The 25,775-nt window shown below is 75.2% G+C and carries 24 protein-coding genes; 10 read left to right on the top strand and 14 right to left on the bottom strand.

Annotated features, from left to right (window positions below):
- Positions 1-66: 66 nt before the first annotated feature.
- From AB0469_RS30745 to AB0469_RS30730, 4 genes are all read left to right on the top strand, one after another.
- Positions 67-585 carry a DUF4188 domain-containing protein gene (locus AB0469_RS30745; RefSeq protein WP_366454726.1) on the top strand — a complete coding sequence of 173 codons (519 nt, stop codon included), beginning with the start codon at positions 67-69 and terminating at the stop codon, positions 583-585.
- 8 nt (positions 586-593) lie between these two features.
- Positions 594-1,211 (top strand): hypothetical protein, encoded by a 618-nt coding sequence (locus AB0469_RS30740; RefSeq protein WP_366454725.1) that lies wholly within the window; start codon positions 594-596, stop codon positions 1,209-1,211.
- A gap of 91 nt (positions 1,212-1,302) precedes the next feature.
- Positions 1,303-1,533 (top strand): DUF6296 family protein, encoded by a 231-nt coding sequence (locus tag AB0469_RS30735; RefSeq protein WP_366454724.1) that lies wholly within the window; start codon positions 1,303-1,305, stop codon positions 1,531-1,533.
- A 138-nt stretch (positions 1,534-1,671) separates the two neighbouring features.
- Positions 1,672-2,562, top strand: a complete 891-nt coding sequence (locus AB0469_RS30730) for a carbonic anhydrase (RefSeq protein WP_366454723.1) — start codon at positions 1,672-1,674, stop codon at positions 2,560-2,562.
- A gap of 88 nt (positions 2,563-2,650) precedes the next feature.
- On the opposite strand, the gene AB0469_RS30725 is transcribed toward AB0469_RS30730, so the two are convergent.
- The 8 genes from AB0469_RS30725 to AB0469_RS30690 form a co-directional block, all read right to left on the bottom strand.
- Positions 2,651-3,913 (bottom strand): MFS transporter, encoded by a 1,263-nt coding sequence (locus tag AB0469_RS30725; protein ID WP_366454722.1) that lies wholly within the window; start codon positions 3,911-3,913, stop codon positions 2,651-2,653.
- Positions 3,910-6,468, bottom strand: coding sequence for an ATP-grasp domain-containing protein (locus AB0469_RS30720; protein WP_366454721.1), 2,559 nt, complete (start codon positions 6,466-6,468; stop codon positions 3,910-3,912). Before AB0469_RS30720 ends, AB0469_RS30725 begins: the two co-directional genes overlap by 4 nt.
- 119 nt (positions 6,469-6,587) lie before the next feature.
- Positions 6,588-7,547 (bottom strand): cysteine synthase family protein, encoded by a 960-nt coding sequence (locus AB0469_RS30715; protein ID WP_366454720.1) that lies wholly within the window; start codon positions 7,545-7,547, stop codon positions 6,588-6,590.
- Between the two features lie 268 nt (positions 7,548-7,815).
- Entirely contained in the window at positions 7,816-8,688 is an 873-nt protein-coding gene (locus tag AB0469_RS30710) for an RNA polymerase sigma-70 factor (protein ID WP_366454719.1), read from the bottom strand.
- A 94-nt stretch (positions 8,689-8,782) separates the two neighbouring features.
- Positions 8,783-9,379 (bottom strand): HutD family protein, encoded by a 597-nt coding sequence (locus AB0469_RS30705; protein ID WP_366454718.1) that lies wholly within the window; start codon positions 9,377-9,379, stop codon positions 8,783-8,785.
- Positions 9,380-9,460: 81 nt separating this feature from the next.
- Positions 9,461-11,221: a glycosyl hydrolase family 18 protein gene (locus tag AB0469_RS30700; protein WP_366454788.1), complete on the bottom strand. Its 1,761-nt coding sequence runs from the start codon at positions 11,219-11,221 to the stop codon at positions 9,461-9,463.
- Positions 11,222-11,338: 117 nt separating this feature from the next.
- Positions 11,339-12,802, bottom strand: coding sequence for a VWA domain-containing protein (locus AB0469_RS30695; protein ID WP_366454787.1), 1,464 nt, complete (start codon positions 12,800-12,802; stop codon positions 11,339-11,341).
- A 109-nt stretch (positions 12,803-12,911) separates the two neighbouring features.
- Complete coding sequence (locus tag AB0469_RS30690) at positions 12,912-13,769, bottom strand: NAD(P)-binding domain-containing protein (RefSeq protein WP_366454717.1); 858 nt, start codon at positions 13,767-13,769, stop codon at positions 12,912-12,914.
- Between the two features lie 26 nt (positions 13,770-13,795).
- Here AB0469_RS30690 and AB0469_RS30685 point away from each other — a divergent pair, with 26 nt between their 5' ends.
- The gene (locus AB0469_RS30685) at positions 13,796-14,257 is read left to right on the top strand and encodes a hypothetical protein (protein WP_366454716.1); all 462 of its coding nucleotides are present in this window, start codon (positions 13,796-13,798) and stop codon (positions 14,255-14,257) included.
- Between the two features lie 48 nt (positions 14,258-14,305).
- On the opposite strand, the gene AB0469_RS30680 is transcribed toward AB0469_RS30685, so the two are convergent.
- The 4 genes from AB0469_RS30680 to AB0469_RS30665 form a co-directional block, all read right to left on the bottom strand.
- Positions 14,306-15,667: an FAD-dependent oxidoreductase gene (locus AB0469_RS30680; RefSeq protein ID WP_366454715.1), complete on the bottom strand. Its 1,362-nt coding sequence runs from the start codon at positions 15,665-15,667 to the stop codon at positions 14,306-14,308.
- A 169-nt stretch (positions 15,668-15,836) separates the two neighbouring features.
- Positions 15,837-16,370, bottom strand: a complete 534-nt coding sequence (locus AB0469_RS30675) for a GNAT family N-acetyltransferase (protein WP_366454714.1) — start codon at positions 16,368-16,370, stop codon at positions 15,837-15,839.
- 88 nt (positions 16,371-16,458) lie between these two features.
- Entirely contained in the window at positions 16,459-17,433 is a 975-nt protein-coding gene (locus tag AB0469_RS30670) for a 2-oxoglutarate and iron-dependent oxygenase domain-containing protein (RefSeq protein ID WP_366454713.1), read from the bottom strand.
- A gap of 40 nt (positions 17,434-17,473) precedes the next feature.
- Positions 17,474-20,347 carry a hypothetical protein gene (locus AB0469_RS30665; RefSeq protein ID WP_366454712.1) on the bottom strand — a complete coding sequence of 958 codons (2,874 nt, stop codon included), beginning with the start codon at positions 20,345-20,347 and terminating at the stop codon, positions 17,474-17,476.
- A gap of 193 nt (positions 20,348-20,540) precedes the next feature.
- On the opposite strand from AB0469_RS30665, the gene AB0469_RS30660 reads away from it, so the two are divergent.
- Positions 20,541-21,449: a hypothetical protein gene (locus AB0469_RS30660; protein WP_366454711.1), complete on the top strand. Its 909-nt coding sequence runs from the start codon at positions 20,541-20,543 to the stop codon at positions 21,447-21,449.
- Positions 21,442-21,867: a peptidase inhibitor family I36 protein gene (locus AB0469_RS30655; RefSeq protein ID WP_366454710.1), complete on the top strand. Its 426-nt coding sequence runs from the start codon at positions 21,442-21,444 to the stop codon at positions 21,865-21,867. The genes AB0469_RS30660 and AB0469_RS30655 overlap by 8 nt, the downstream gene beginning before the upstream one ends.
- Before the next feature lie 55 nt (positions 21,868-21,922).
- Here the strand turns inward: AB0469_RS30655 and AB0469_RS30650 are convergent, their stop codons facing one another.
- Positions 21,923-22,408, bottom strand: a complete 486-nt coding sequence (locus AB0469_RS30650) for a hypothetical protein (RefSeq protein WP_366454709.1) — start codon at positions 22,406-22,408, stop codon at positions 21,923-21,925.
- Positions 22,409-22,669: 261 nt separating this feature from the next.
- On the opposite strand from AB0469_RS30650, the gene AB0469_RS30645 reads away from it, so the two are divergent.
- Positions 22,670-23,203 (top strand): HPP family protein, encoded by a 534-nt coding sequence (locus AB0469_RS30645; protein WP_366454708.1) that lies wholly within the window; start codon positions 22,670-22,672, stop codon positions 23,201-23,203.
- 108 nt (positions 23,204-23,311) lie between these two features.
- The gene (locus AB0469_RS30640) at positions 23,312-24,070 is read left to right on the top strand and encodes a VOC family protein (protein ID WP_366454786.1); all 759 of its coding nucleotides are present in this window, start codon (positions 23,312-23,314) and stop codon (positions 24,068-24,070) included.
- 17 nt (positions 24,071-24,087) lie between these two features.
- On the opposite strand, the gene AB0469_RS30635 is transcribed toward AB0469_RS30640, so the two are convergent.
- A complete protein-coding gene (locus tag AB0469_RS30635) occupies positions 24,088-24,510 on the bottom strand; it encodes a secondary thiamine-phosphate synthase enzyme YjbQ (protein ID WP_366454707.1) in 423 nt (140 codons plus the stop codon).
- A 113-nt stretch (positions 24,511-24,623) separates the two neighbouring features.
- Here AB0469_RS30635 and AB0469_RS30630 point away from each other — a divergent pair, with 113 nt between their 5' ends.
- Positions 24,624-25,679 (top strand): PHP domain-containing protein, encoded by a 1,056-nt coding sequence (locus AB0469_RS30630; RefSeq protein ID WP_366454706.1) that lies wholly within the window; start codon positions 24,624-24,626, stop codon positions 25,677-25,679.
- Positions 25,680-25,775: the final 96 nt, after the last annotated feature.

Below are 25,775 nucleotides of genomic sequence, written 5' to 3'. Positions count from 1 at the left end.
GCCACTATCCCATTGCGCCCTGTTGGACAGTGGCGCTATCCAACCGCATACACCTCCGGAGGCCTCGTGTTCGCCAAACCGGTTCCGGGCCGCACCACGGCGGCCCTCGAGGGTGACGCCGTGGTCCTGCTGATCGGGATGCGCATCAACCGCTTCTGGGCCGTGCACTCCTGGCTGCCCGTGTTCACCGGCATGCCGCGGATGCTGCGCGAGCTGAAGAAGGACCGGGCCCGGGGGCTCCTGGGCCACGTCCTGCTGACGGCCTCGCCGCGCACCTACTACGTGGTCCAGTACTGGGAGTCCAGGGAGAAGCTCTACGCCTACGCGGCGGCGCCCGACGCGCTGCACCACCGGATGTGGGCCGCGATCAACCGCAAGGACCGGGCCGGCCGGATGCGGGGGCACGTGGGGCTCTGGCACGAGACGTACGTCGCGCCCCAGGGCTCGTACGAGGCGATCTACTTCGACATGCCGCCGTTCGGGCTGGCGGCGGCCACGGGGGTGCTGCCGCTGGACAAGCGCGGGCGCCGCGGCGCCGACCGGTTCGCGTACCGCCCTGCGGCGGCGGACGCACCGAAGCGATAGGGAGAACCATGTTCCAGCACGGCAGTACCGCCCGGCGGGCCGGCCTCGTGGCGGCGCTCGGCCTGGGCCTCGTGCTCACGGCGGCCTGCGGCGGCGAGGACGGCCCGTCCGGGTCCTCCTCCTCGAAGGGCCGCAGCGGCTCCTGGCAGGTCGGCGACTGCGGCGGCCCCGACCCGAAGCAGGCGCCGGACGGCTACCGGCCGCTCGGCTGCGACGAACCCGGCGCCACCTTCAAGGCCCTGGAGGTCACCTCGGCCGGGATCCTCCCCGGTTCGGTCCAGTGCCCGGCCGGGACGGACCTGATGATCCGCGTGTCCGTGTCGTACGGGTCCTCCGCCGAGAACGGGTCCAAGGGCGGCGGGATCCCCACCCACACGGTCTGCGGGCGCAACCTCTCCGGCGACCACCCCGGGGACGCGGGGGCCGGCGGCGGGCAGCTGGTCAAGGGCGACTGCGTCTCCTCCTCCGCCCAGGAGGTGGCCTGCGTCTCCGCCGGGCGGGACGCCTTCACGGTGCTCGGCCTGGTCGAGGAGAAGGGGCAGTGCCCGGCGGGCACCACCGAGCCCATGGAGCTGACCCTGTCGGTCGGGCGCCCGTACGACGTGATCTGCACCGCGCCCGTCTAGGACGGGGGTCGGCGGACACCGCCGCCCGGTCGCGGCAAAGAGGGGGCAAAGCCGGAAGGCGGGGCGGGCGGGGGCGGCCCACGATGGAGGAATGAGCGCTGGACGGTACGAGCTGACGTTCCCCGGCGGCGCCGGGGTGGACGGGGACACCGTGGTCGTGGACCGGACGGAGTCGACCGGGCCCGGCGGGCATCCGGTCTACTCCGATGCCACCGGCATCGTCCGGGCGGAGATCAGCGACCGGGGCGAGGTCCGCATGCTGGCCTCCGGCGGCCACCAGGCCCCCTCCCAGCCCGTGACGGCGCGCGCGCTGCCCTCCTGACCGCCGCTCCGGGCTGGGCCGACGGTGCGAAACCGGGCCTCCCCCGCTCGCGCCTGGGGCCGCCGCCCCCGCACTGCGCCCGATACTCGCCTGGGTCGCCGCGCACGGGACCCGCACGGCGACCCGGAGGAACACGCGATGGACAGGGCAGGACCGCCGCGCCGCTCGGCCCTGCTGGCCGGCGGCCTGGCGCTGGCCGCGGGCACGCTCTCCGCCTGCACGGGTACGGCCGGCGGGCCCGGCCGTACCCGGGCACGGCCCGAGCCCGCCGCGCCGAACCCGCGGACGGACACGCCGGCCGAGGCCTACGCGAGGCTGATGGCGGGCAACCGGCGGTGGGTGGACGGCACGCTCCGCCACCCCGACCGCGACCCCACGCGCCGCGAGCTGGTCGCCCAGAGCCAGACGCCGTACGGGGTGGTCCTGGCCTGCATCGACTCCCGGGTGCCGCCCGAGCTGGTCTTCGACACCGGGCTCGGCGACCTGTACGTCCTGCGCACGGGCGGTCAGGCCGTCGGCCCGGTCGTCACCGGCTCCGTGGAGTACGGGCCGATGACCTCCGCCACCCCGCTGGTCATGGTGCTCGGGCACCAGCGCTGCGGGGCCGTCCAGGCGGCGTACGAGGCGGCGCGCGACGGGAAGCGGCTGCCCGGCAACCTGGAGGCGATCGCCCGGGCCCTGCGGCCGGCGTACGAGCAGACCGTCCGGCAGGGCGGCCCGGACCCGGTGGACCGGATGATCCGCAACCAGATCACCCTGACCGCCGACGACCTGCGCGCCAACAGGGACCTCGCCCCCCTCGTGGACAAGGGCGCCCTCGCCGTGGTCGGCGGCTACTACTCCCTCGACACGGGCCGGGTGGAGGTCCTCACGGGCGCACCGACCGCCGCGACGCCGGGCCGCACGGGCACCCCGGGCACGACGGGCACCCCCGGCCGGACGGGCGGGCCGGGCCGCACGAGCGGGCCGGAGCCCGCCGGGACCGCCGTCCCGAGCGGCACCCCCCTGCCGACCGGCCTCCCGTCCTGAGACCGCCGACGGCACGCGCCCGAGCCCCCCGCCCGGCGGCCGCGGGAACGCGGCCCGGCAGGGGGCTCGGGGCAGCGGCCGGCGGCGGTCAGGCCGCCGGCGCGGGCTCGGCGGGGACGGTCCTGGCCGGCTGCGGGGCCGGGTAGACCGCCTCCCGCGGCAGCCTGGGCTCCAGGCGCAGGACACCCAGGGCCGAAACGGTCGCGCCCACCGCCAGGACCAGCCACATCGCCGTCGGCGACAGCGTGAGCAGGGCCGTCAGGACGGCCGGGGCCAGCGCGCTGGGCACCGCCCAGGAGAGCTGGTAGACGGCCAGGTGCCGGCCCCGCGTCTCCTCCGGCGCGGCCTGCGCGCACAGGGCCGAGGCCGTGGCGCCGTGCATCAGCTCGCCCGCCGTGAACAGGACCGTCGCGGCGAAGATGCCCACCATGATGACGGACTTGTCCCCCACCGCGGCGAGGGTGGCGAACACCACGAACGAGGCGGCGAACACCGCCGCGCCCAGGGCCACCGCACGCGAGCGGCGGAAGGCGACGAGCGCCCGGGTGACCGGGATCTGCAGCAGGGCGATCCCGACCGTGTTGACGGCGTACAGGACGCCCACCAGCGAGGTGGACGCGCCCAGGTCCTGGGTGACGTACGCCGGGATGCCGACGGCGAGCACCGTGTAGCCGAAGGCGGTCGGCACGTTGAGCAGGGTCAGGGCCAGGAACGGCCGGTTGCGCGCCACGAGCCGGTAGCCGCCCTTGCGGGAGACCCGCGGCGCCCCCTCGCCGGGCGCCGTACGCGGGATCGGGATGGACCCGAAGCAGACGGCGGCCAGCACGTACCCGGCGGCCGTGCAGAACACGATCACGTAGTAGAACGCGTCGCTCCCGAGGGCGAGGACACCGCCCGCGATCAGACCGCCCACGCCCAGGCCGGCGTTGCGCAGGCTGCGCTGCGCGGCGAGCAGCTTGTCCCGCTCGGTGCCCTTGACGAACTCCGCGATGAACGACTGGATGGCCGGCGGGAACGAGGTGTCGCCCAGCGCCACCAACAGGATCACGCAGAACATCGTGTAGCCGTTGTCCACCAGCGGATACGTGCAGAAGCCCGCGGCCCGCAGCAGGTACCCGCCGGTGACGACGGCCTTGGCGCCGAACCGGTCGATGAGGACGCCCGCCGCCGGGTTGCTGATCAGACCGATCACCGCGGCGGCCGTCATCAGGGTGCCCACCTGGGTGAGCGGCAGCCCCGTCACGTGGTGGAAGTACAGCAGCGACAGCGGCAGGTACATGCCGGCCCCGGTGGCGTCGACCACCATGCCCAGCATGTACCGCGTCTTCGCCGACAGGCGGGCCGCCGTCATGACGCGTCCCCGATCACGCTGTGTTCGCGCACCCACGCGCCGAGCTCGCGCAGCCGGCGCTCGCACTCCGTGCGGTTCGGCGCGGTGCCCACGGCGGCGGCGAGGAAGTCGGAGGAGCCGGAGGCCGGGGCGATGACCTGGCCCTCCTCGGCGTAGAGCCAGAACCCGTCGAGCCAGGGCTCGTCGGGGACCGCCGGGAGCTCGCGCACGAGCCCGGGCCGCTTCATCATGAGCAGCTGGCCCGCCATGTGCCGCGGCCGCGGCAGCCCGGCCGGGTCGTCGCCGCGGCGGACGGCCTCGTGGAGCGGGTGGCCCGCGTCGGCGCGCACGGCGTACTCGCCGAGGTGCACCCCGAACAGGCTGTGGAAGACCTCGCGGATCTTCGCACCGCCGGGACGGCAGGCGATCTCGCACAGCACCAGCCGGTCGTCGGGGGTGAGGAAGACCTCCATGTGGAAGGCGTGGTCGCGCAGCCGGGAGCCCTCGGGGGCCAGGGCGGCGAGGACCTGCTCGGCGAGGTCGAGCAGGCGCGGGGTGACCGGGTCGTCCTCGTCGAGGGTCAGGTCGATGCGCGGGCCCGGGTCGGAGGCGAAGGAGGACAGGTCGTACTGGTACTGGGAGGGCCAGGCCATGGCCAGCCGGCCGTCGCGCACCACGCCGTCGACGTGGCACATGCGGCCGGGGACGAAGGCCTCCAGCAGGACGTCGTCGCGCTCGCCGGCGGCGTACGCCTCCGTCAGGCTCTCCTCGAAGGAGGCCCCGTCGCGCAGGATGCGCAGGCCGATCGCGTTGAAGCCGCTGCGCTCCTTGAAGACCAGGGGGAAGCCCTCGGCCTCGGCGAAGGCCCGGGCCTCGTCGGCGGTGCGGGGCTGGACCCAGGCGGCGACCTCGATGCCCGAGGCCTGGGCGCGGGTCTTCATCAGGGCCTTGTCGCGGAAGGGCTTGACGTCGTCCTGCCAGGGGCCGCGCAGCCCGAAGCGCTGGCGCAGCCGGGCGGCGAGGTCCATGTCGCCCTCGTGCAGCACGGTCACGCCGGTGATCCGGTGCTCCGCCATGAGTTCGAGGGCGCGGGCCTCGAACTCCGGGGAGTCGAAGTCGTCGTGGATCTCCAGGCGGGTGTAGCCGAGGTTGCCGTCGGGGATCTTCTCGCCGGCGAGTTCGATCTTCTCACGGTTGGCGAGGACCACGATGTCGCCGGTGTGGTCCGGCAGCCAGGAGCGGTACGGGAACGGCTCCAGCGGGTTGCGGTGGATGATCAGCAGGTTCTCGCGGGGGGCGATCTCGGAGGGCTGCGCGAGGACGGTGGCGCCGTCGGGGTGGGCGAGGGTGATGCGGATGTGCTCGCGGATCACCTCGGCCCCGCGGCGGATCGCCGCCGTGGTGTCCTCGGCGGCGACGGCGATCAGGCCGAGCCGGTCCCAGTTGTCGGTGAGCACGCGCACGCCGTCGCCGGGCTTGGCGCCCACGGTGACGGAGATGACGCCCTCGGCGGCGCGGGCCCCGTCGAGGCCGGCGACCGACTCGACGGTGGTGCCCGGGGTGCCGACCAGGGCGCGCACGGCGGCGCCGCCGTGCGCCCGCGGCCGGTCGGGCAGCTCCTCGACCAGGCCGAACGGCTGGCCGACGGCGAGGGTGACCAGGTCGACGCCGAAGGCGCTGCGCACCAGTTCGGGGATGGAGTCGCCGCCGATGCGGTTGTGGCCCTCGATCACGCGCGGGCCCTTGGCGGTGAGGCGGACCTCGGTGTGGCAGACGCCGTCGCGCATGCCCATCACGTCGAGGAAGCCGCGTATGCCCTCGCGTATCGCCGCGTCGTCGGCCTCGGAGAGGCGGGCCGGAACCGCGTGGCCCAGTTCGGCGAAGTGGCCGTCCGAGGTGAACTTCTCGGTGATGGTGACGATCACGTGGCGGCCGGCGAAGCTGAAGGACTCGACGCTGAACTCGGGGCCGTCCAGGAACTCCTCCATGAGGAAGTCCTTGAGGACGAAGAGGGAGGAGACCCGGTCGGTACGGGTGCCCGAGAGGCGCGTGACCTCGTCCCAGACCCGGTCGGCGTCCTCGGGTCCCTGCACCCGCATGACGCCGATGCTGGCGGTGGCGTCGACGGGCTTGACGATGAAGGGGAAGCCGTAGGAGGCGCCGAAGGCGTCCAGGTCCTCACGGGTCTTCAGGGAGCGGGCCCCGACCGCGTGCTCCGGGTCGTGCTCGGCGACGTAGCGGCGCATGGCGGCCTTGTCCCGGATCCTGGCGGTGACCTCGTAGCCGGTGCCCCCGAGCCCGTACAGGTCGTTGATCCGGCCCGCGTTCTCGAGCCCCGGCTCGGTGAGGGAGACGACCGCGGCGAAGCCGGGGCTCTCGTGCCAGGCCCGCACCAGGGGCTCGACGAGGGACCACTCGGTGAAGTCGACGACCTCGACGGCGGCGGCGAGCCGGTTCTGCACCTCGCTCACCTTCGTCGGGTGCTGGAGGAGCAGCACGTTCAGCCCCAGGTCGTGGGCCTTCTGCACGGTCTCGTCGGTTCCACCGACGAGCAGCAGGGTGCGCTCGGGGTTCATTCGCTCTCTTCTCCCCCTGCGGCGGCAGGGAATTTCAGGCTCGTACTCGGGCAGGCGTGGGGGTGGGGAAGGAGTGGGGGCGGGCCCGGGCGCACCGTGGGGCGGCCCCGGGCCGCCGTTCAGGACCGGTCGGCGGACGCCGCCTCCGGCCACCAGCTGAGGTAGCGCTCGCCGCTGTCGGGGAACACGGTCGCCACGACCGCGTCCGACAGGTCGTGCCGGCGGGCGAGTTCGCGGCAGCCGTAGGCGGCCGCGCCCGCGGAGATCCCGACGAGGAGCCCGGTGCGGGCGGCGATGGCGCGCGTGGTGGCGGCGGCGTCCTCGTCCTCGACGGCGATCACCTCGTCGATGAGGTGGACGTCGGTGACGGGGCTGATGAAGCCGCCGTTGAGGCCGGGGACGCGGTGGGGGCCGGGCTCGCCGCCGGACAGCAGCGCGGAGCCCGCGGGTTCGACCGCGACCACCTTGAGGTCGGGGTTGCGCTCGCGCAGGTAGCGGGCGATGCCGGTGATGGTCCCGCCGGTCCCGATCCCGCACACCAGGTAGTCGACGCGGCCTCCGGAGTCCCGCCAGATCTCGGGGCCGGTCGTCGTGTAGTGCGCCCGGACGTTGTCGGGGTTCTCGTGCTGGCGCGCGTACCAGGAGCCGGGCATCTCGGCGTGCAGCTGTTCGGCGCGCTCGCAGCAGGCGCGGAAGCCGAGGGTGTGGTCGGTGAACTCCACCTCGGCGCCCAGCATGCGCAGCGTCAGCACGCGCTCGCGGGAGGCGTTGGAGGGGAGGACGATCAGACACCGGTAGCCCCGGGAGGCGGCGAGCGCGGCCAGGGCGATGCCGGTGTTGCCGGAGGTCGACTCGATGACGGTGGCTCCGGGTACGAGCGCGCCGGACTCCTCCGCGGCCCGCAGCATGAAGAGGGCGGCCCGGTCCTTGATGCTGGACAGCGGGTTGGCGGCCTCGAACTTGGCGAGGACCCGGGCGGTGGCGGGCAGGCCGTCGAGCTGGAGTTCGAGCAACGGCGTCTCGCCGACGAGATCCTCGAACGATGCCGCGATGCGGCCGGCGGTGAGCGCGTTGTTCACGTGGCTCCCCCTTTGGTGCTGGACGTGCGGTCGGTCTCCGAAAGGTAGCCAGCTGCGGTGGTGCGCGATTGGTGCCCGGCTCGGGGGGGACTCGAGCCCCGCTCGTGTACCACGTGCGGCTGCGAGGGGCCTGCCGCGCTTGTTCTCACGGGGTGTGCACGTCCACGGCGGCGTGGTGGGCGCCGCCGGTGCGGATCCGCCGGGCGGCCTCCGCGGCGCCCGCCCGGGCCGGCCCCCGCCCCGCGGGGGCCGGCCCGGGCGGGGGGGGTCAGGTGCGCAGGCCCGCGAGCTTGTCCGGGTTGACCTGGATGCGGAGGTTGCGGAGCAGGCCGTTCTCCAGGTCGAAGGTGACGGCGGCGATCGGGGTGTCGCCCACCCGCGTGAGCAGGCCGAGCTCGCCGTTGATGAGGGCCGGGGTGATGACGGCACCGGCGTTGCCGGGCTTGGACAGGACACCGAAGAGCCAGCGGGCCACGTGGTCCGGGCCGTGGAGCGGGCGGCGGGCGGCGGTCACCTTGCCGCCGCCGTCCGACCAGGCGGTGACGTCGGGGGCGAGCATCTCCAGGACGGCGTTGATGTCGCCCCCGGCGCAGGCGGTCAGGAAGCGGTCGGTGACGCGCTCGCGCTCCGCGCTGTCGGTGTCGAAACGCGGCCTGCGGGCCGCGACGTGCTTGCGGGCGCGGGAGGAGATCTGCCGGACCGCCGGCTCCTCGCGGTCGAGGAAGCCGGCGATCTCCGCGTGCGAGAAACCGAAGACCTCGCGCAGGACGAACACGGCGCGCTCCACGGGCGACAGGGTCTCCAGGACGACCAGCATCGCCATGGAGACGCTCTCGGCGAGCTCCCGGTCCTGCGCCACGTCGGGCGAGGTGAGCAGGGGCTCGGGGAGCCACGGGCCGACGTACTCCTCCCGGGTGGCCCGGGCGGAGGTGAGCCGGTTCAGGGACAGGTTGGTGACCGTGCGGACGAGGTAGGCCCTGGGGTGGCGCACCTCCGACCGGTCGGCCTTGTTCCAGGTCAGCCAGGCGTCCTGGACGATGTCCTCGGCGTCGCTGACGGTGCCCAGCATGCGGTAGGCGGTGGCGAACAGGAGCCTTCGGTGTTCGTCGAAGGGGTCCGTCTCGGGTTCGGTCGTGGTCACCGGTCGATTCTGCACGGGGCACTGCGCCCGCATGACCCCGGGGGCCGCCGGGGCGTGGGGAGTTGGGGTTGTCCGGAGCACCGGTGTGACCGGCTCATTCGCGTGGGGTGGAGGTCCGCAGGGCGACGACGGCCGTCCGGCCCTCGGTGCGCACCCGGCACGGGGCCGCCGCGGCCTCGAGCAGGACGGCGTCGTACGGGCCCAGTGCGACGCTCCCGCCGGAGTGGTCGAGGCGGGCCGGTCCCTCCAGGGCGACGACCAGGAGGACGGTCTGCGGCGGGACGGCGAGGGCGAGTGCGCCCCTGACGACGGCGGTGTGCGCCTCGACGCGGCCGCGCCGGTACATCACGTTGAAGTTCACGACGGGTCCGTCCAGCAGCCGGCACCCGGTCGGCTCGTCGCCGGGGAAGTCGCAGGGCGCGTAGCGCTCGTCGACGCGGCGCGGGACCCCGGAGACCGTGAGGTCCATGCCGGCGCCCTCGGCGAGCGTGAGGGTGCGGTCGACTCCGGGGAACTCCGAGAAGGGCCCGTCGGCGGCGACTTCGGCGAGGCTGACCCGCCAGCCGAAGTCCTCCGTCCCGGCCCCCTCGGGGGCGGCCGCGATCTCGCGGGTGACCCCGCCGCCGTTCTTCCAGGGCACCGCGGCACGGTCGGCGGCGCGCAGGATCCTGACGGCGGCGGGGCCGGGCATGCGGGGTTTCCTTCCCTCGGGTCCGTACCGCCCGGCGGGGCTGCGGCCCCGGGCGGTGGGGCCGAGCCTAACGCGGGGCGGCTAGACGACGGTGAGGTCGTCGCCGCGGACCGCGCCCTGGCCGTACCAGCCGTGGAGGTACACGGTGACGGTTCCGGAGGCGCCGGTGGTGAAGGGCACCGTCAGCCTGGTCCAGCCGGTGGCGCTGGTCCAGGTGCTGGCGTTCGCGCCGCCGCGGACTCCGAGGTAGGCGTAGGCGCCCTGGACCCAGCCGCTGAGGGTGTAGGTGGTGTCGGGGGCGAGGGTGAGGGTCTGGGCGCATTCGCCGGTGTGGGCGGAGTCCGGGTCGCCCTGGACGGCGTACGTGCCCGAGTGGACCGGCGCCGTGACGGCCGAGCCGCCGTTCTCGCAGGTCCAGGGGGCGAGGGAGCCGGTTTCGAAGCCGCCGTTGACCAGGGCGCCGCTGCCGCCGCCCGGGCCGGAGACCGTGAGGGTGAAGCCGGTGGCGTGGCTCGACCCGCCTGCGGCGGTGACGGTGAGCGGGTAGGTGCCGGGCGCGGCGGTGGTCGAGGCGGCGACCGTGAGCCGGGCCGTGGCGCCGGCGGTGACCGCGTCGGGGGTGAGGGTGGCCGTGACGCCTGCGGGGGCGCCGGAGACCGTCAGCGTGAGGGGCTGCGCCGCGCCGGAGGTGACCTGTGTGGAGACGGTGGCGGTGGCGGTCGCGCCGGGGGCGACGGAGGCGGAGCCGGGGGCCACGGAGACCGAGAAGTCGTCGGCGACGGGTCCGCCGCCGCCGGTGAACGGGGCGAAGGCGTGGGTGAAGTACCAGGGGTCCTGGGCGATGCCGGAGCAGGTGTCGGAGCCTGCGGTACCGGGGCAGCCGCCGTTGTCGCGCTGGAGGGCCCAGAAGGAGAGGGTGTCGAGGCCCTTGGAGACGGCCCAGTCGTAGACGGCGGTGGCGTTGGCCGTGGTGAAGGTCTCGGCGGGGCCGTAGTCGTCGATGCCCGGCATCTCGGTGACGCCGATCGTGCCCCACAGCTGTGCGGGGGTCCGGTCCGGGTAGAGGGCGGCGAGCTGGTCGTAGAGGCCGGTGGCGGCGGTGCGGGTGTCGGCCGCCATGTCGTGGGCGGCGCCGTCGTAGTAGTCGAAGGTCATCAGGTTGACCACGTCGACCCGGGCTCCGGCCGCCTTGGCGCTCTTGAGGACGGCCAGTCCGCTGCTCGCGAGCCCGCTCGTGGTGGTGGGGAGGGTGTAGGAGATCTGGAGGGGGCGGCCGGTGGCGGCGGCCCAGTCCTGGAGCTTCTTGATGGCCTGGTTGCGGCGGTCGACACCGGCCTTGTCGGTCAGCGACTTGTCCTCGATGTCCATGTCGAGGCGGCTGACGTCGTAGGTCGTGACGAGCTTCTGGTAGGCGGCGGCGATCGCGTCGACGCTGGTGCAGCTGTCGGCGATCTCGGTGCCCCCGCTGTCGGCCGCGTAGCCGCCGAAGGAGGGGATGACGTCGCCGCCGCGCGCCCGGATCGCGGCGAAGTCGGCGCCGAAGACGGAGTCGGAGACGGGCTGCCGGGTGGAGCCGTTCCAGTACGGGGTGCAGGAGCCCTTGGCCTCGGTCTGGACGAAGGCCATCGTCAGGTACTTCGCGCCGGACTTCTGCGCGAGGTCGGCGGGGCTGTCGGAGGAGTACGCCTCGAAGTAGGGCGCGAAGACGTGCGCGGGCAGTGGGGTGGCCGCGTAGGGGGTGGCCGCCCGGGCGGGCCCGGCGCCGGCGGCGGCGAGCAGTCCGGCGGAGGTGGCGAGGGTGGCGCAGGCCGCGAGTAAGCGGCGGAGGGCATGCTGACGCAGTCTCAACGAAGGCTCCCGGTGGGGCGCGAGCGAACGGGCGGACGCCTCATGATTGGTCTGGACCAGCTTGGGGTCAAGGGGTCCGACCGGTCCGCGCTCCACCGGGAGCCCGGGGGTTCAGCGCAGGATGCCCGCCTGCCGGGCGGCGCGGATCCAGGAGGGGAACTCCGACAGGAGCCGGTCGTAGAGGTCGGGGTCCGAGATCCGGTCGATGTCGTCGACGGCGAAGAAGCCGACGTTGTCGACCCGGCGGCCCGGCATGGTGTCGAAGCGCTCCAGTACGCCGAAGCCGGCCCGGCCGAGACCGACGAACTGCCAGAACACCGGCTCCTCCACGGCCTCCCGCAGCTCCCGCTCGATCTCGGCGTTGCGGTACACCCCGCCGTCCGAGAAGAAGAGGACCAGGGTGGGCGCGGGCACGGGGTGGGCCCGTACGAAGGCGCGGACCTCGGCGATGACCTTCTGCTCCTCGTTCTGGAAGCCCACGTGCCGCATGTCGACCTGGCCGGGGAGCAGGCCCTTGGGCGCCCTCTTGCGGCCGAAGACGGCCATCTGGCCGACGCGCACGTGCAGGCGCAGCCACTCCGGGAGGTCGCCGATGGCGAGGTCGGGAAGGCGGGCGGGGTTGGTGGCGAACGTCCAGGCCTGCATCTCGCCGTCGTCGTCCAGCTGGGCGGCGACGGCGGCCATCCGCTCGACCACGCCGGCCACCGTGCCGCGGGAGTAGAGGGTGCTCATCGAACCGGAGGCGTCGAGGACGAGGACGACGCGCGCGGTGACGTCGGCGGCGCCGGCCTTGCGGAGGCTGACGGCCACCTGCTCCTTGCGCAGGGAGAGCCGGCCGCGCATCTCCGGGGGCAGCCACTCCTCGCCCTTGACCAGGCGCACGGCGGTCCCGGCGGGTTCGGGGGCGGACGCCGCGACGGGGACCGCGACGGGCGCGGGCACGGGGGCGGGTGCCGGGGGCGGGACCGGGGCGGGCGCGGGCGCCGGGGCGGGCGCGGGCGCCGGGGCGGGCGGCCGGACGGGCTCGGGCACCGGCGCGGGCGCGGGGGCGAGGGCGGCCGCGGGCGGGGCGTCGTCCACGGTGATGCCGTAGTCCGTGGCCAGTCCCGCGAGCCCGCTCGCGTACCCCTGGCCCACGGCCCGGAACTTCCAGGCGCCGGCCCGCCGGTAGAGCTCCCCGCCCACCAGGGCGGTCTCCGGTCCGGCCTCGATCGCGAAGTGGGCCACCTCCGCCCCCGACACCCCGTCGAGCAGCCTCAGGTGGAGCCCGGGGACCTGCCCGAAGGTGCCGCCGTCGGCGGAGGCGCAGAGCAGGACGCGCGCGATGTCCGGCTCCAGGGCGGCCAGGTCCACGTCGAGCGTGTCGGCCCCCGGCCGCTTGCCCACGTGGCGTACGGCGCCGGAGGCGTGCCGCGGCTGGTTGTAGAAGACGAAGTCCCCGTCGGAGCGGACCCGTCCGCTGCCTGCCAGCAGCAGCGCGGACGCGTCCACGTCGGGCACGCCCGGCCCGCCGGACCAGCCGAGCACGGCTCTGACGGAGGGTGCCGAGACCGGCAGATTGGCGCCTTTGCTCATAGTCGTCACGCCGGACAGTCTGCCCGGTGGACCGCGCCGCGGGCGGCCGAACCCCCTCGGCCGGCCCGGACCGCCGGCACCGCCGGGGTCCGGGCCGCCGCCGCGCGGCTCAGCCGCGGAACTCCTCCGTGCGGACGGGCGAGGCCTCGGCCAGGGCGCGGGTGACCTCCTCGGCGCCGGCGCGCAGCCCGTAGACGGGGGTGCCGGGCTGCTGGCGCCAGGACTCGTCGATGCCGCCCGCGTCGACGGTGTCGAAGCCGAGCTCGTCGATCAGGGCGCGGACGGCCTTCTTCGCCGCCTCGTCGTCGCCGGCGACGGGCAGGGCCATGCGGTCCGGGTCCCCGGCCGGGCGGGCCCGTTCGAGGATGTCGATCGCGTAGGTGCCGTTGAAGGCCTTGACGACCGGGTGGCCCAGCCGGCCTTCGGTCCAGCGGCTCTCGGTGAGGCCCTCGTCCTCGACGGCGGCGATGCGGCCGTCGCGCTGGCGCGGGTAGTAGTTGTTGGTGTCGATGACGGTGAACCCCTCGGCGGCCCCCTCGAAGAGCCCGGCGGGCAGGTCGGGAAGGTTCTTGAAGGGGACGGTGACCACGACGATCTCGGCGCCGCGGGCCGCCTCGGCGACCGCGACGGGGGTGGCTCCGGTCTCCTCGGCCAGGCCGGCCAGGGTGTGGGGGCCGCGGGAGTTGGCGACGCGGACCTCGTGTCCGAGTGCGGTGAGCCGGCGGGTGAGGTTGCCGCCGATGTTGCCGGCGCCGATGATGCCGATCTTCATGAGCTCTCCAGTGCGTACGGAGTCGGATGTCGCGTCCGTCGCAACCCCGGCCCGGTCCGCCGCATTCCACCGCCGCGCGGACTCGGGGGGACGGATCGCCCGTACGAGCGAAATCTCGCCATTTCCCGGACAAGGAGAACCCGTTGGCGGTGGCCCCCCGTCTTCCGGGGCAGCCGGGGACCGTACCGGCAGCACGTGATCACGGGGAAAGGTACCGACCGATGCTCAAGCTCCCGAACCAGCGCGCCACGTCCGTCGCCCTCGCCGCCGCCGCGGGCGCGGCCGCCCTCTCCTTCGCCCTCCTCGCCGGCACCTCGGCCACGGCCGCCGCGCCGCCGTCCGTCTCCGGCAGCCCGGAAGGGGCGTTCACCCGGATCGCCGACTTCTACGGCGCCTACATCGACGCGGTCTACGACGGCGACGGCCGCACCGCGGACCGGCTGCGGGCCGCCTACCTCTCCGAGCCGCTCCAGCGGGAGCTGAGGCAGTGGGAGGAGGCCAACCACGCCGACGGTGTGCTGCGCGCCCAGAACGTTCCGCTCCGGTGGAAGGTGACCTCGGTCGACAGCGGGATGGGCAAGACCAACGCCGCGGTGGCTCTGACCTGGAGCGGCAACAGCACGACCACGGTCCACGTCCAGGCCGACCTGCAGACCCGGAAGATCACCTCGATCGGGGACTGACCCCGGACGCACCGGTGGGGCCCGCCGCAGGCGGGCCCCACCGGTGTCTCACGCGCCGCTCGCCCCGAGCATCTCCTCGCGCTCCACGATCTTCACGCGCTCACGGCCCTGCGGCCCGCCCAGCGCCTTCTCGGCGGCGTCGAGCCGGTACCAGCCGTCCCAGGTGGTGTACCGGACCTGCCGCTCGGCGAGGAAGGCCTCGACCGCCTCCGGCTCGGGGGCGGAAGGGGTGAGCAGCCGTCCCTGGGCGTGGTCCTCCAGGAGGTTGGCGACGGTCTCGTTGGCGTCGCCCTTGGTGTGCCCGATCAGGCCGATGGGACCGCGCCGGATCCAGCCGGTGACGTAGGTCGACGCCATGTGCTCACCGCCCTCGATGACGCGGCCGCCCTCGTCCGGGACGGTGCCGGACTCGACGTCCCAGGGGAGCTTGGGCAGTTCGTCGGAGAGGTAGCCGACGGCCCGGTAGACGGACTGGACGTCCCAGGTGGTGAACTCGCCGGTGCCCTTGACGTTGCCGGTGCCGTCGAGCTCGGTGCGCTCGGTGCGCAGGCCGACGACCCTGCCGTCCTCGCCGAGGATCTCGGCCGGGGACTCGAAGAAGTGCAGGAAGAGCTTGTGCGGGCGGTCGCCGATGTCGCGGATCGCCCAGTTCTCCAGGGTCTTGGCCACCATGTCCGCCTGCTTGTTGGAGCGGCGGGTGGTGATCGAGCCCTCGTCGTAGTCGATGTCCTCGGGGTTGACGATGACCTCGATGTTGGGCGAGTGGTCGAGCTCGCGCAGCTCCATCGGGCTGAACTTGGCCTGCGCGGGGCCCCGGCGGCCGAAGACGTGGACCTCGAGCGCCTTGTTGGCCCTGAGGCCGTCGTAGACGTTCGGCGGGATCTCGGTGGGCAGCAGCTCGTCGGCGGTCTTGGCGAGGATGCGGGCGACGTCCAGGGCGACGTTGCCGACGCCGAGGACGGCGACCTTCTCGGCCTCCAGCGGCCAGGTGCGCGGCACGTCGGGGTGGCCGTCGTACCAGGAGACGAAGTCGGCGGCGCCGTACGATCCGTCGAGCTCGATCCCGGGGATGCCGAGGGCGCGGTCGGCGGTGGCGCCGGTGGAGAAGACCACGGCGTCGTAGAAGGAGCGCAGCTCGTCGAGCGAGATGTCGCCGGGGTAGTCGACGTTGCCGAAGAGGCGGACCTGCGGCTTGTCGAGGACCTGGTGCAGGGCGGTGATGATGCCCTTGATGCGCGGGTGGTCGGGGGCGACCCCGTACCGGATCAGGCCGAAGGGGGCCGGCATGCGCTCGAAGAGGTCGATCGAGACGCCGGGGTCCGCGGCCGCCTCCGACTTCAGCAGCGCGTCGGCCGCGTAGATACCGGCGGGGCCGGCGCCGACGATTGCTACCCGCAGAGGGCGAGGCATGACTGGGTTCCCTTCGACCGACAATCTGACTGATCAAGGAAACCCTAAACTAAGGCCACCCTAACCCCCTACCCGCCTCCCGTTTATGACCCCATAAGCCGATCTTATGACTTACCAAAGCCTGACTTCTGCCTGACGGTACCCTAACGCGGGCACGGCGGCAGCCGGGTCAGCCCGCGTACTCGGTGAGGTCGATGCCGTACAGGGTGACGGGTGCTCCGGTGGCGGGGTCGGTGGTGTCTCCGTCGTGGGCCATGCCGAGCTTGCGGATCACGTTCGCGGACTCCTCGTTGCCGACCCGGTTGACGGCGACGACCCGGTCGAGACCGCGGTCCTGGAGGGCGAACTCCAGGGTGGCCTGGGCGGCTTCGGAGGCGTAGCCCTGACCCCAGAAGGGCCGGCCCAGGCGCCAGCCGATCTGCACCTGGTGCCGGGTCTCGGGCAGGTCGTCGGCGGCGGACAGCCCGACGGCGCCGATCAGCTCGCCGGAGGCGAGGAGCTCGACGGCGAAGACGCCGAAGCCCTCGTCGTCCCACTCCTCCTCCCAGAGCTCGATGGCCTCGGCGGTCCCGTCGAGGTCGAGCACGGATCCGTCGCCGATCCAGCGCATCACGTCCGGGTCTGAGGTGATCTCCGACAGGGGCACGAGGTCGTCGTCGGACCAGCGGCGGAGGAGGAGGCGGGGGGTGCGGATCTCGGTCATGTCCCACATCCTGCCGAACCGGGCCCGACCAGGGGTAATCGGGGACGGGAACCAGGGGTGACCGGGGACGGGCCGGGCCCGGGCCGGCTCAGCCGACGCTGATCTGGTCGAGCTTGGCGCGCAGGTAGGCGTGCGAGTCGACCGGCTCGTGCGCCACCCGGCCGACCGGGGCGGGCAGGGACTCCACGCGGGTGTGGGCGTCGCACTCGTAGAAGTAGACGAGCGAGACCAGTTCCTCCGCCGGGGCGTGCGCGGGCGGCGGCAGGACCCGGTGGCGGCCCGCCCGCCAGCGGTCGCCGGTCCAGCGGGCCAGCAGGTCGCCGATGTTGACGGTGAGCGCCGCCGGGTCGTAGGGGGCGTCCTGCCAGCCGCCGGCGTCGGTGTGGATCTGGAGTCCGCCCGCGCCCGGCTCCCGGTCCAGGACGGTGACCGTGCCGAAGTCCGTGTGCGGCCCGATGCGGAACTGTCCGGGCAGGGGCGTTCCGACGGTCTCGGTGCCGGGGTACCAGTTGACGTTGAACCCCCAGGTGGGGTGGCCGGTGTGACGGGTGAAGTGGTCCCCGGGCAGGGCCAGGGCCGCCGCGAGCAGCTCCAGGAGCTCGTCGGAGAGGGCGCGCATCGCCCTCAGGTACGCGGTCACCGGCGCGTGCAGGCCCGGAACCTCCGCGGGCCAGGTGTTCGGCCGGAACCATTCGGCGTCCACCGGGGGCACGCCGGTGGGCTCGTCGGCCGCGAAGGACCAGGACTCCTTCAGGTCGGGCGGTGAGGCGGTGCCCTCTGCGTAGCCGTTGGCCTCCGCGCCGGGGCCGAGCCAGCCGCGTCCGCCGACGGCGACCGCGTACGGCTGTTTCACCTCGGGCGGCAGCCGGAAGAAGGAACGTGCGGCTTCCCGGATCCGGGCGGGCAGGGCCGGATCCACCCCGTGCCCGGCGACCAGCAGGAAACCGGCCGCCTGGAGGGCCCCGTCCACCCGGCCCGCGATCCGGGCCCGGTCGGCGGGGCCGCCGGTGCGCCACGCTCCGAGGTCGATGACGGGGACGACGGGGACCTGGGGGCTCTCCATGGGGGCCTGCCTTCTGCGGGGATGTGACGACAGTAGGGCTTCAGGGGCGTTCGAGGCCGGTGCACGGCGGCGCGTAGTCCAGATGGGGGAGGTACGAGGCCCACTGTGCGCGCGTGATCCGCGGGCCGGCGTGGGCGCAGGCCCCCGCGAGGGCGCGGTCGAGGTCGCTGTCCGCCAGCCGGAGCGTGCTGTCGTAGCCCGCGGAGGCCAGCACGGCCCCGTCGGGGCTGAAGGCGACGGAGCCGACCGCGGTGGCGTGCCCGCTCAGGGTGGCCGACGGGGCGGGCCGGCTGCCCGGGGCCACGCTCCACAGCCGGACCGTGCGGTCGTCCCCGGCGCTGGCCAGGGTGCGGCCGTCCGGGGCGAAGGCCACCGAGCCGACGACGTCGGTGTGCCCGGTCAGTGCCGCGAGCGGCGCGGGCCGGCGCGGTTCGGTCACGTCCCACAGCCGGACCGGGGTGCGGCCGCCGGAGCCGGTGGCGAGGGTGCGGCCGTCGGGGGCGAAGGCGACGGAGAACACGGCGGTGTCGTGGCCCCGTACGACGGCCAGCGGGGCGGGCCGGGCACGGTCGGCGACGTCGGTCAGCCGGAGGGTGGCGTCCTCCCCGCCGGTGGCGAGGACCCGGCCGTCCGGGCTGAAGGCCACCGCGCGGACGGTGTCCCGGTGGCCGGGGACCGGCGCGGTCTCGGCGGGCCGCCGGGCGGGGCCGTCGGCACCGGTGACGTCGCCGACGTCCCACAGGTGGACGCCGCCTGCCGCGCCCGCGGTGGCGAGGGTGCGGCCGTCGGGGCTGAAGGCGAGGGCGCGCACGTCGGCCTCCCGCGCGGGGAGTTCGGCCGCGACGGCCGCACGGGCGGGGTCGGCGACGTCCCACAGCCGGACTCCGCCGTCGGCCGCGGCGGTGGCCAGGGCGCGGCCGTCGGGCCGGTAGGCGAGGGCGCGCAGGGCGGCGCCGTGGCCGGCGAGGGTGGCCACGGGGGTGGGGCGGCCGCTCCCCCGGGTCTGCCACAGCCGGGCGGTGCGGTCGCCGCTCGCGGTGGCGAGCTGGCGGCCGTCGGGGCGGTAGGCGAGGGCGACGACCTCCTTGTCGTGCGCGGGCAGCGAGGTCATCAGCGCGGACAGCAGGCCGTCGCGGGTCCGGGCGGTGGGTGAGAGCCGGTAGGCGGTGAGGCCCAGCTGCACGGCGAGGCCGGGCTCGGCTGCGGCCACCCCGGCGGAGGTGTCGGCGAGGTTCTGGGCGACCGCGTCGTTGCGCTGCCGGGTGACCTCGTCCTCGGCGCGGACGGCGCTGCCGGTGGCGACGGCGGCCACCACGACGAGGGCGGCGAGCGCGCCGACCAGCAGGCGCAGCCGGCGGGTGCGGCGGCGGGCGGAGTCCCCGGCGGCGGCCTCGGCGGCGGCGCCTGCGGCGAGGAACTCCGCCTCCCCGGCGGTGAGGACGGAGGTGCCGCCGCCGTCGGCTGTGAGCTCGCGGGCCAGGGCGAGCGGGGCCCCGCGCAGCAGGGCTCCGGGGTCGCGCCCCACGGCCTCCCAGGCGCGGGCGGCCTCGGCGAGCTGGCGGTGGCGGCGCAGGCGCTCGCGGTCGTCGGTGAGCCAGTCGCGCAGCCGGGGCCAGGCCCGGATGAGGGCCTCGTGGGTGAGCTCGACGGCCCCGCGGTCGAGGGTGAGCAGCCGCAGGGCGGCCGCCCGGGCCAGGAGGGTGCGGGTGTCGCCGTCCTGGCCCAGCTCCGCGCGGACGACGGGCCGTTTGGTGTCCTCGGTGCCCTCGCCGAGGGCGATGAGGTGGACGAAGACCTGCCGGGCGAGACGCTGCTGGGGCGCGGAGAGGGACGCGTAGAGGGATTCGGCGGACTGGGCGAGGGCTCCCTCGAAGCCGCCGGCGGCGTGGAACCCGTCCAGGGTGAGGGCCGCGCCCCGGCGCCGCCGCCAGGTCTCCAGGAGGGAGTGCGAGAGCAGGGGCAGGACGCCGACCTGGCCGTGGGCGTGGGCGACGAGGGTGGCCTGGAGGCCGCCCTCGACGGTCAGGCCGGCCCGGCGGGCGGGTTCCACGACGGCGCGGCGCAGTTCGGCGGCGCTCATCGGGCCGACGACGACCTGGGCCTCGCGGAGCACGTCGACGAGTTCGGGGTGGCGGGTGCAGTGGGCGTAGAAGTCGGCGCGCACGCCGAGGACCACCCGGCAGCCGGAGCCGGGCCGCCGGGCGGCGCCGACGAGTGCGGTGACGAACCGGGTGCGTTCGGCGGGATCGGCGCAGACGGTGAAGACCTCCTCGAACTGGTCGACGACCAGCACCCGTTCGACCGCGTCGCCGTCCGCGCCGGCGCCGGGGTCCGCGGCGAGGGCCCGGCGGGCGCGGTCGAGGGGGTGCGGGCCGGGGGTGAGGACGGTGACGGCGCGGGCCGGGCGGTCGGCGTGCAGCCGGGGCAGCAGTCCGGCGTGCAGCAGGGAGGACTTGCCGGCCCCGGAGGCGCCCACGAGGGCGACCACCCGGTGCCGGGTCAGGGCGGTGAAGAGGTCCTCGACGAGACGTTCCCGGCCGAAGAAGAGGGCCGCGTCCTCGGTGCGGAAGGGCGCGAGGCCGACGTACGGGAGCCCCTGCGGGCCCGGCACGGCGGGTTCCGGGGGCCCGGATCCGGCGCCGTCGGCGGCCAGCCGCACGGCGGCGGCGCGCCAGCGGCGCTCCCACTCCCCCGGGTCCCCGCCGCAGGCGCGGACGTAGGAGAGGGTCACGTCCAGGCTGGGCAGCCGGCGGCCGGCGGCGGCGCCGGACAGGGTCGCGACGGAGTAGTGGGCGCGCGCGGACATCTCGCGGTACGGGGGTGACCCGGCCTCGTGGCGCAGCCGGCGCAGGGCGGTGGCGAACTCCCGCAGGGGCCCGTCCTCCCCTTCCAGCGGACGTTCCCTGCGTGCCATGCGCCGCCCCTTCCCCCGGGCCCGTTTTGGACCTGCCGGGGTGGATTGTTCAGCAATTGTTTGTTCAGTTCCAGGGCCCCGACGGCGAACAACGGGAGGCGGCTACACCTGGGTCCGGACGACGGGCCGCGCACGGCGGCACGGGCACCCTCGGAGGGGGTCGGGACGGATGAGGCGAGTACGGAGGGCCCCGGTGGCGGCCGCCCTGGCGGCGGCGCTGGCCCTGGCCGGGTGCGGGGCGCAGGGGACGCCGGAGCGCGGGCGGGCGTCCGCCGCGGAGCCCACCGCCGGCCAGTCCCGCGTCCTCGCGCGGGCGGAGCAGATCCTGATCAGCCGCTGCATGGCGGCGCGGGGCTTCGTGTACGAGGTCACCGGACCGGCCCCGGAGGAGGGGGCCGGGCGCTCCTTCCCGTACGGGCTGGACGACGTGGAGTGGGCCCGCGCCCACGGCTACGGGGGCCGGGCGGAGCGGGCGGCCGCCGGGGCCCGGGCGGCCGACCCCAACCAGCGGTACTTCCACCGGCTGCCGGCCCGCGAGCGCGCGGCCGCCCGGACCGCGCTCATGGGCGCCTCCCCGACGGGACTGTCCGCCACCGCCCCCACCGGCATGACCCTGACGGCGAGCACCGAGGGGTGCATCGCGCAGGCGCAGCGGACCCTCTACGGGGACCTGGCCGCCTGGTTCCGCGCCAAGGTCGTCACGATGAACCTCCGCCCCGCCCAGGAGGAGCGGGTGCGCCGCGACGCCCGGTACGCGGAGGCGGTCGGCCGGTGGGCGGCCTGCATGAAGGAGGCGGGCCGGCCGTACGCCTCCCCGGCCGAGTCCCGGCAGGCGGCGGCCGCCCTCGCCGAGGGCCTGGCGCCGGACCGGGCCGACGCCGCCGAGACCGCCCTCGCGGTCACCGAAGCGACCTGCGCGACCAGCACCCCGCTGGGCCGGGTCTCCCAGGCTCTGGACCGCGCCTACGGGGAGGAAGTCCGCGCCCGTCACCGGGACGACATCACCCTCGGCCGGCGGCTCCAGAACGCCGCGCTCCCCAGGGCGGAGCGCGTCGTGTCCCAGCACGACCGACCCACGTCACCAGGAGGATCCCGTGGTTGAGTTCCGTACGACGATGCTGGCCTGCGCGCTCGCGCTGCCCCTGCTGGCCCTCTCCGGCGCCCCGGCCGGCGCCGCCCCGGCCGGCGCCACCGCCCCGGCCGATGCCTCCGGCGTGGCCGCCGACGGCAACTACTGGGTCTGGGCGGACACCAACCGCGGCGGTCCGGCCTGCGGCTGGAGCGGGAACGACGCCGACTGGCGCACCTGTGGGGCGGGGAACGACTACGACATGAACGACCGGGCCTCGTCCTGGTGGAACAACGGCTACTCGGGCGCGCTGGGCGACGTCCGGGTGTACGCGGACATCAACTACGGCGGTGCCTCCACCTGCGCCCCGAACGGCTCGGCGGGCAACATCCCGTGGGAGTGGAACGACCGCATCTCCTCCCACAAGTGGGTGACGAACTGCGGCTTCTGACCGCCGCACGCCCCCGTCCCACCGCCCCCTCCGGGCGGCGGGGCGGGGGCGTCGCCTACTCCGGGAGCTCCGTCCCGCAGCGGGAGCAGTAGCGGGCCGCGGCTTCGGCGGCGGGGCGGCCGCAGGCGGGGCAGACCCGGTGGAGGAGGCAGGCCGGCTCGCCGCCCTCGGCGGGGGCGGCGGAGCCGATGGCGAGCCCGGGGCGGCGGGTGTGGACCGTCAGGTACGCCAGGCCGCCGGGCCCCGCGGTCAGGGAGCGCCGGGTGCCGCGCGGGAGCCAGCACGCCGAGTGGGCCCGCAGCGGGTGCGCGCCGTCCGGGGTCTCGATGCGGCCGCCGCCGGACACGACGAGGAGCAGGACGTCGAGGAGGGGCTCGGCGTGCTCCGCGATGGCCGCGCCGGGACGCAGCCGGACCAGGTTGGAGTCCAGGGCGCGTCCGGCCCCGGTGAGCCGCCAGAGCGCTCCGGTCGCGTCGGCGGGGGCTTCGGCGATCACCGTGTCGAGGTCCGTCGGGACCCCGGCGGGATGCGGGTGCGTCATCGTGGGTGCCGTTCCTTCCTGCCTTCGGCGTGCTCCGCCGTCCTGCACACGATCACGTCCGGCCCTCCCCGGCGGTTCGCCCGCCGTCCCCCTTCCCCGGGACCTGCCGCCCGTCCGTGCGCACACGGCCGATACACTCATGTCCGGATCGCGTCGGCCGCACACGCGCCGGCCGCGCGGCCCCGCCTTCCGGTCGACCACCGCGTGGGGTGAGGCCGCCCGCCTCCCTGCCCCGGCCCCGCACCGAAATCCTGCTCCCGCATGCCTGCCGCCACCACCCGTACGCCCGACGCGCCCCCGGCGCCCGTCACGGCTCCCGGCGCCCCGCCCCGGCCCAGCGCCCTGGCCGCGTTCCACAGCATCAGCGCCGTCACGACGGTGCTGCTGGCCCTCGTCGCCATCGGCGCGGCGATCCACGAGCCGGTGCTGATACCCCCGCTCGCCGCCAGCGCCGCGCTGGTGCACAGCGCCCCCACCCTGCCCCTGGCACAGCCGCGCGGGGTGATCGTCGGCCACCTGATGGGCGTGGCCTGCGGCTACGCGGTGCTGGCGGCCGCGGGCAGCTCCGCCTGGGCGGCGGCCGTGGCGGCGGGGCTCACCCTCGCCGTGCTGACCCTCGCCCGCACCCCGCACTCGCCGGCCGTGGCCACGGCCGTGATCACCGTGCTCCAGACGCCGGAGCCCGCGCGGTTCGTCCCGCTGCTCTTCGGCTCGACCGTGCTCCTGGTCCTCACCGGCTACGCCGGCTCCCGCGTCCGCCGCACCGCACCGAGGTACCCCGCCTACTGGTGGTGATGACCTGCGGGCGCGCCTGCGCCGCGCGGAGGGGGCCCGGGCGCTACTCCTTGTGTCGTGGAGATTTCGACGAAGGACGTGTTCGGGGCCCCCTGCTGGGTGAGTCTGATGGCCCGCGACCTGGAGGCGTCCCAGCGCTTCTACGGAGCGGTCGTGGGCTGGACCTTCCGTCCGGCCCGGTTCGGCTCGGCCTTCTCGATGGCCGTGCAGGACGGGGTGCCGGTCGCCGGGATCGGGGCGCTGGCCGGCGACCTGGCCGTGGCGGTGGCCTGGACCCCGTACTTCGCCGTCGACGACGTCGACGTGGCGGCGGCCCGGATCCGCGAGCGCGTCGGCACGGTGGCGGTGGGCCCGGTCTCCTTCCCCGGAGGCGGGCGGGCGGCGCTGGTCGCCGACCCCGACGGGGCGGTCTTCGGCATCTGGCAGGGGCCGGTCACCGCGGGCTGGCGCGTCGGGCGGGGCCCGGCACCCGCCTGGCTGGAGCTGCGCACCCGCAACGCCTTCGACGCGGCCCTCTTCTACGGGGAGGTGCTGGAGTGGGCCACGGGCCGCCCCGGCTGCTGCGAGGTCGCGTACGAGGAGGACCAGGTCGTCCTGCGGCAGGGCGGGGAGCCGGTGGCCCGGCTGGACAGCGGGCCCGTGGAGGTGGGCGCCTACACCCCGCACACCCGGCCTCGCTGGCACGTCCACTTCCGCGTCCCGGAGCTGGAGCCGGCCGTGGAGGCGGCACTCGACCTCGGCGGCCGCACCGTCTCGGTGATCACCTCGGACGGCAAGGAGCGCTCGGTCATGCTCCGGGACCCGGACGGGGCCCTGTTCACGCTCACCGAGCGCGTGGCCCCGCCCGAGGGGGACGACGCCGGCTGATCCGCCCGGGCCGGCCGCTACCCGAGGAAGGACAGGCGGACCTGGCGCTCCGGGTTGTCCTGGTTGGTGTCGACGAGGCAGACCGACTGCCAGGTCCCCAGCCGGAGCCGGCCGCCGACGACCGGAAGGGTCGCGTGCGGCGGGACGAACGCCGGCAGGACGTGGTCGCGGCCGTGGCCCGGGGAACCGTGCCGGTGCTGCCAGCGGTCGTCGGCGGGGAGCAGGGTGCGGAGCGCGTCGAGGAGGTCGTCGTCGCTGCCGGCGCCCGTCTCGATCACGGCGATGCCCGCGGTGGCGTGCGGGACGAAGACGTTCAGCAGGCCGTCGCGGCCGGCCGCGGCCTCGGCCAGGAAGCGCTCGCAGTGGCGGGTCAGGTCGGTGACGGTCTCGGCGCGGCCGGTCGTCAGGTCGAGGACCCGGGTGGTGAATCGGTCGGACATGCGGACCATGATCGCGCACCCGGCCGTGCGGCGCGCCCGCGTCCGGGCGGGGTCCGCTCCGCGCTCGCCGCCCCGCGGGAGCGCGGGGACACTGGCAGCGTGAGGAGGTGCCCATGGACCCGGTGGCGGCGCTGGACCGCATCGCCTTCCTGCTGGAGCGCGCGCAGGCCCCCACGTACCGGGTCCGGGCCTTCCGTACGGCCGCCTCGGCGCTGGCCCGGATGGGTGAGCGGGAGACGGCCGGGCGGGCCGCCGCCGGGACGCTGGAGGCGGTGCGGGGCATCGGGCCGAAGACCGCACAGGTGGTGCGCGAGGCGCTGCGGGGGGAGGTTCCCCGGTACTTGCAGGGGCTGGAGGACGAGGCCGCCGCGATGCCCGAGGGGCCGCCGCCCGGCCCCGCCGCCACGGCGCTGCGCGCGGCGCTGCGCGGGGACTGCCACCTGCACTCGGACTGGTCGGACGGCGGGAGCCCGATCGAGGCGATGGGCCGGGCCGCGGCCGGGCTCGGGCACGAGTGGGCGGTGCTGACGGACCATTCGCCGAGTCTGAAGGTCGCCCGGGGCCTGTCGCCCGGGCGGCTGCGCGAACAGCTGGAGGCGGTGGCGGAGCTGAACGGGCGGTGGGCGCCGTTCCGGCTGCTGACCGGGATCGAGTGCGACATCCTGCCGGACGGCTCGCTCGACCAGGAGCCGGAGCTGCTGGAGCGGCTCGACGTGGTCGTGGGCTCCGTGCACTCGAAGCTGCGGATGGAGTCCCCCGCCATGACGCGGCGCCTGCTGGCGGCGGTGCGCAACCCGCTGATGGACGTCCTCGGGCACTGCACGGGCCGGCTGGTGACCGGCCGCACCCGCCCGGAGTCGACGTTCGACGCGGAGGCCGTGTTCGCCGCGTGCGCGGAGTCCGGGACGGCCGTGGAGGTCAACAGCCGTCCCGAACGGCTGGATCCGCCCCGGCGGCTGCTGCGCCTGGCGGCCGGGGCGGGCACCTTCTTCGCGATCGACACCGACGCGCACGCGCCGGGCCAGCTCGACTGGCAGATCCTGGGCTGCGCACGGGCGGCGGAGTGCGGGGTCCCGCCGGAACGGGTCGTCAACACCTGGCCGGCGGAACAGCTGCTGGCCTGGACCCGCACCCGGCGGGCGCCTGACGGGGGAGACGAGACGGCCTAGCTGTTCTGTCCAGGGAGGTTGTGGACGGGTGATGCAGGTCTCGGTTGAGGGATCTTGAAATGGGTGAGGGCCTTCTGGCCTGGTGTGGATTGCGAC

The sequence above is a fragment of the Streptomyces sp. NPDC093801 genome (genome assembly GCF_040701585.1).
Lineage (GTDB): Bacteria > Actinomycetota > Actinomycetes > Streptomycetales > Streptomycetaceae > Streptomyces.
Note: the sequence above shows the minus strand (reverse complement) of the source record. Positions and strands in the feature narration are given on the sequence as shown.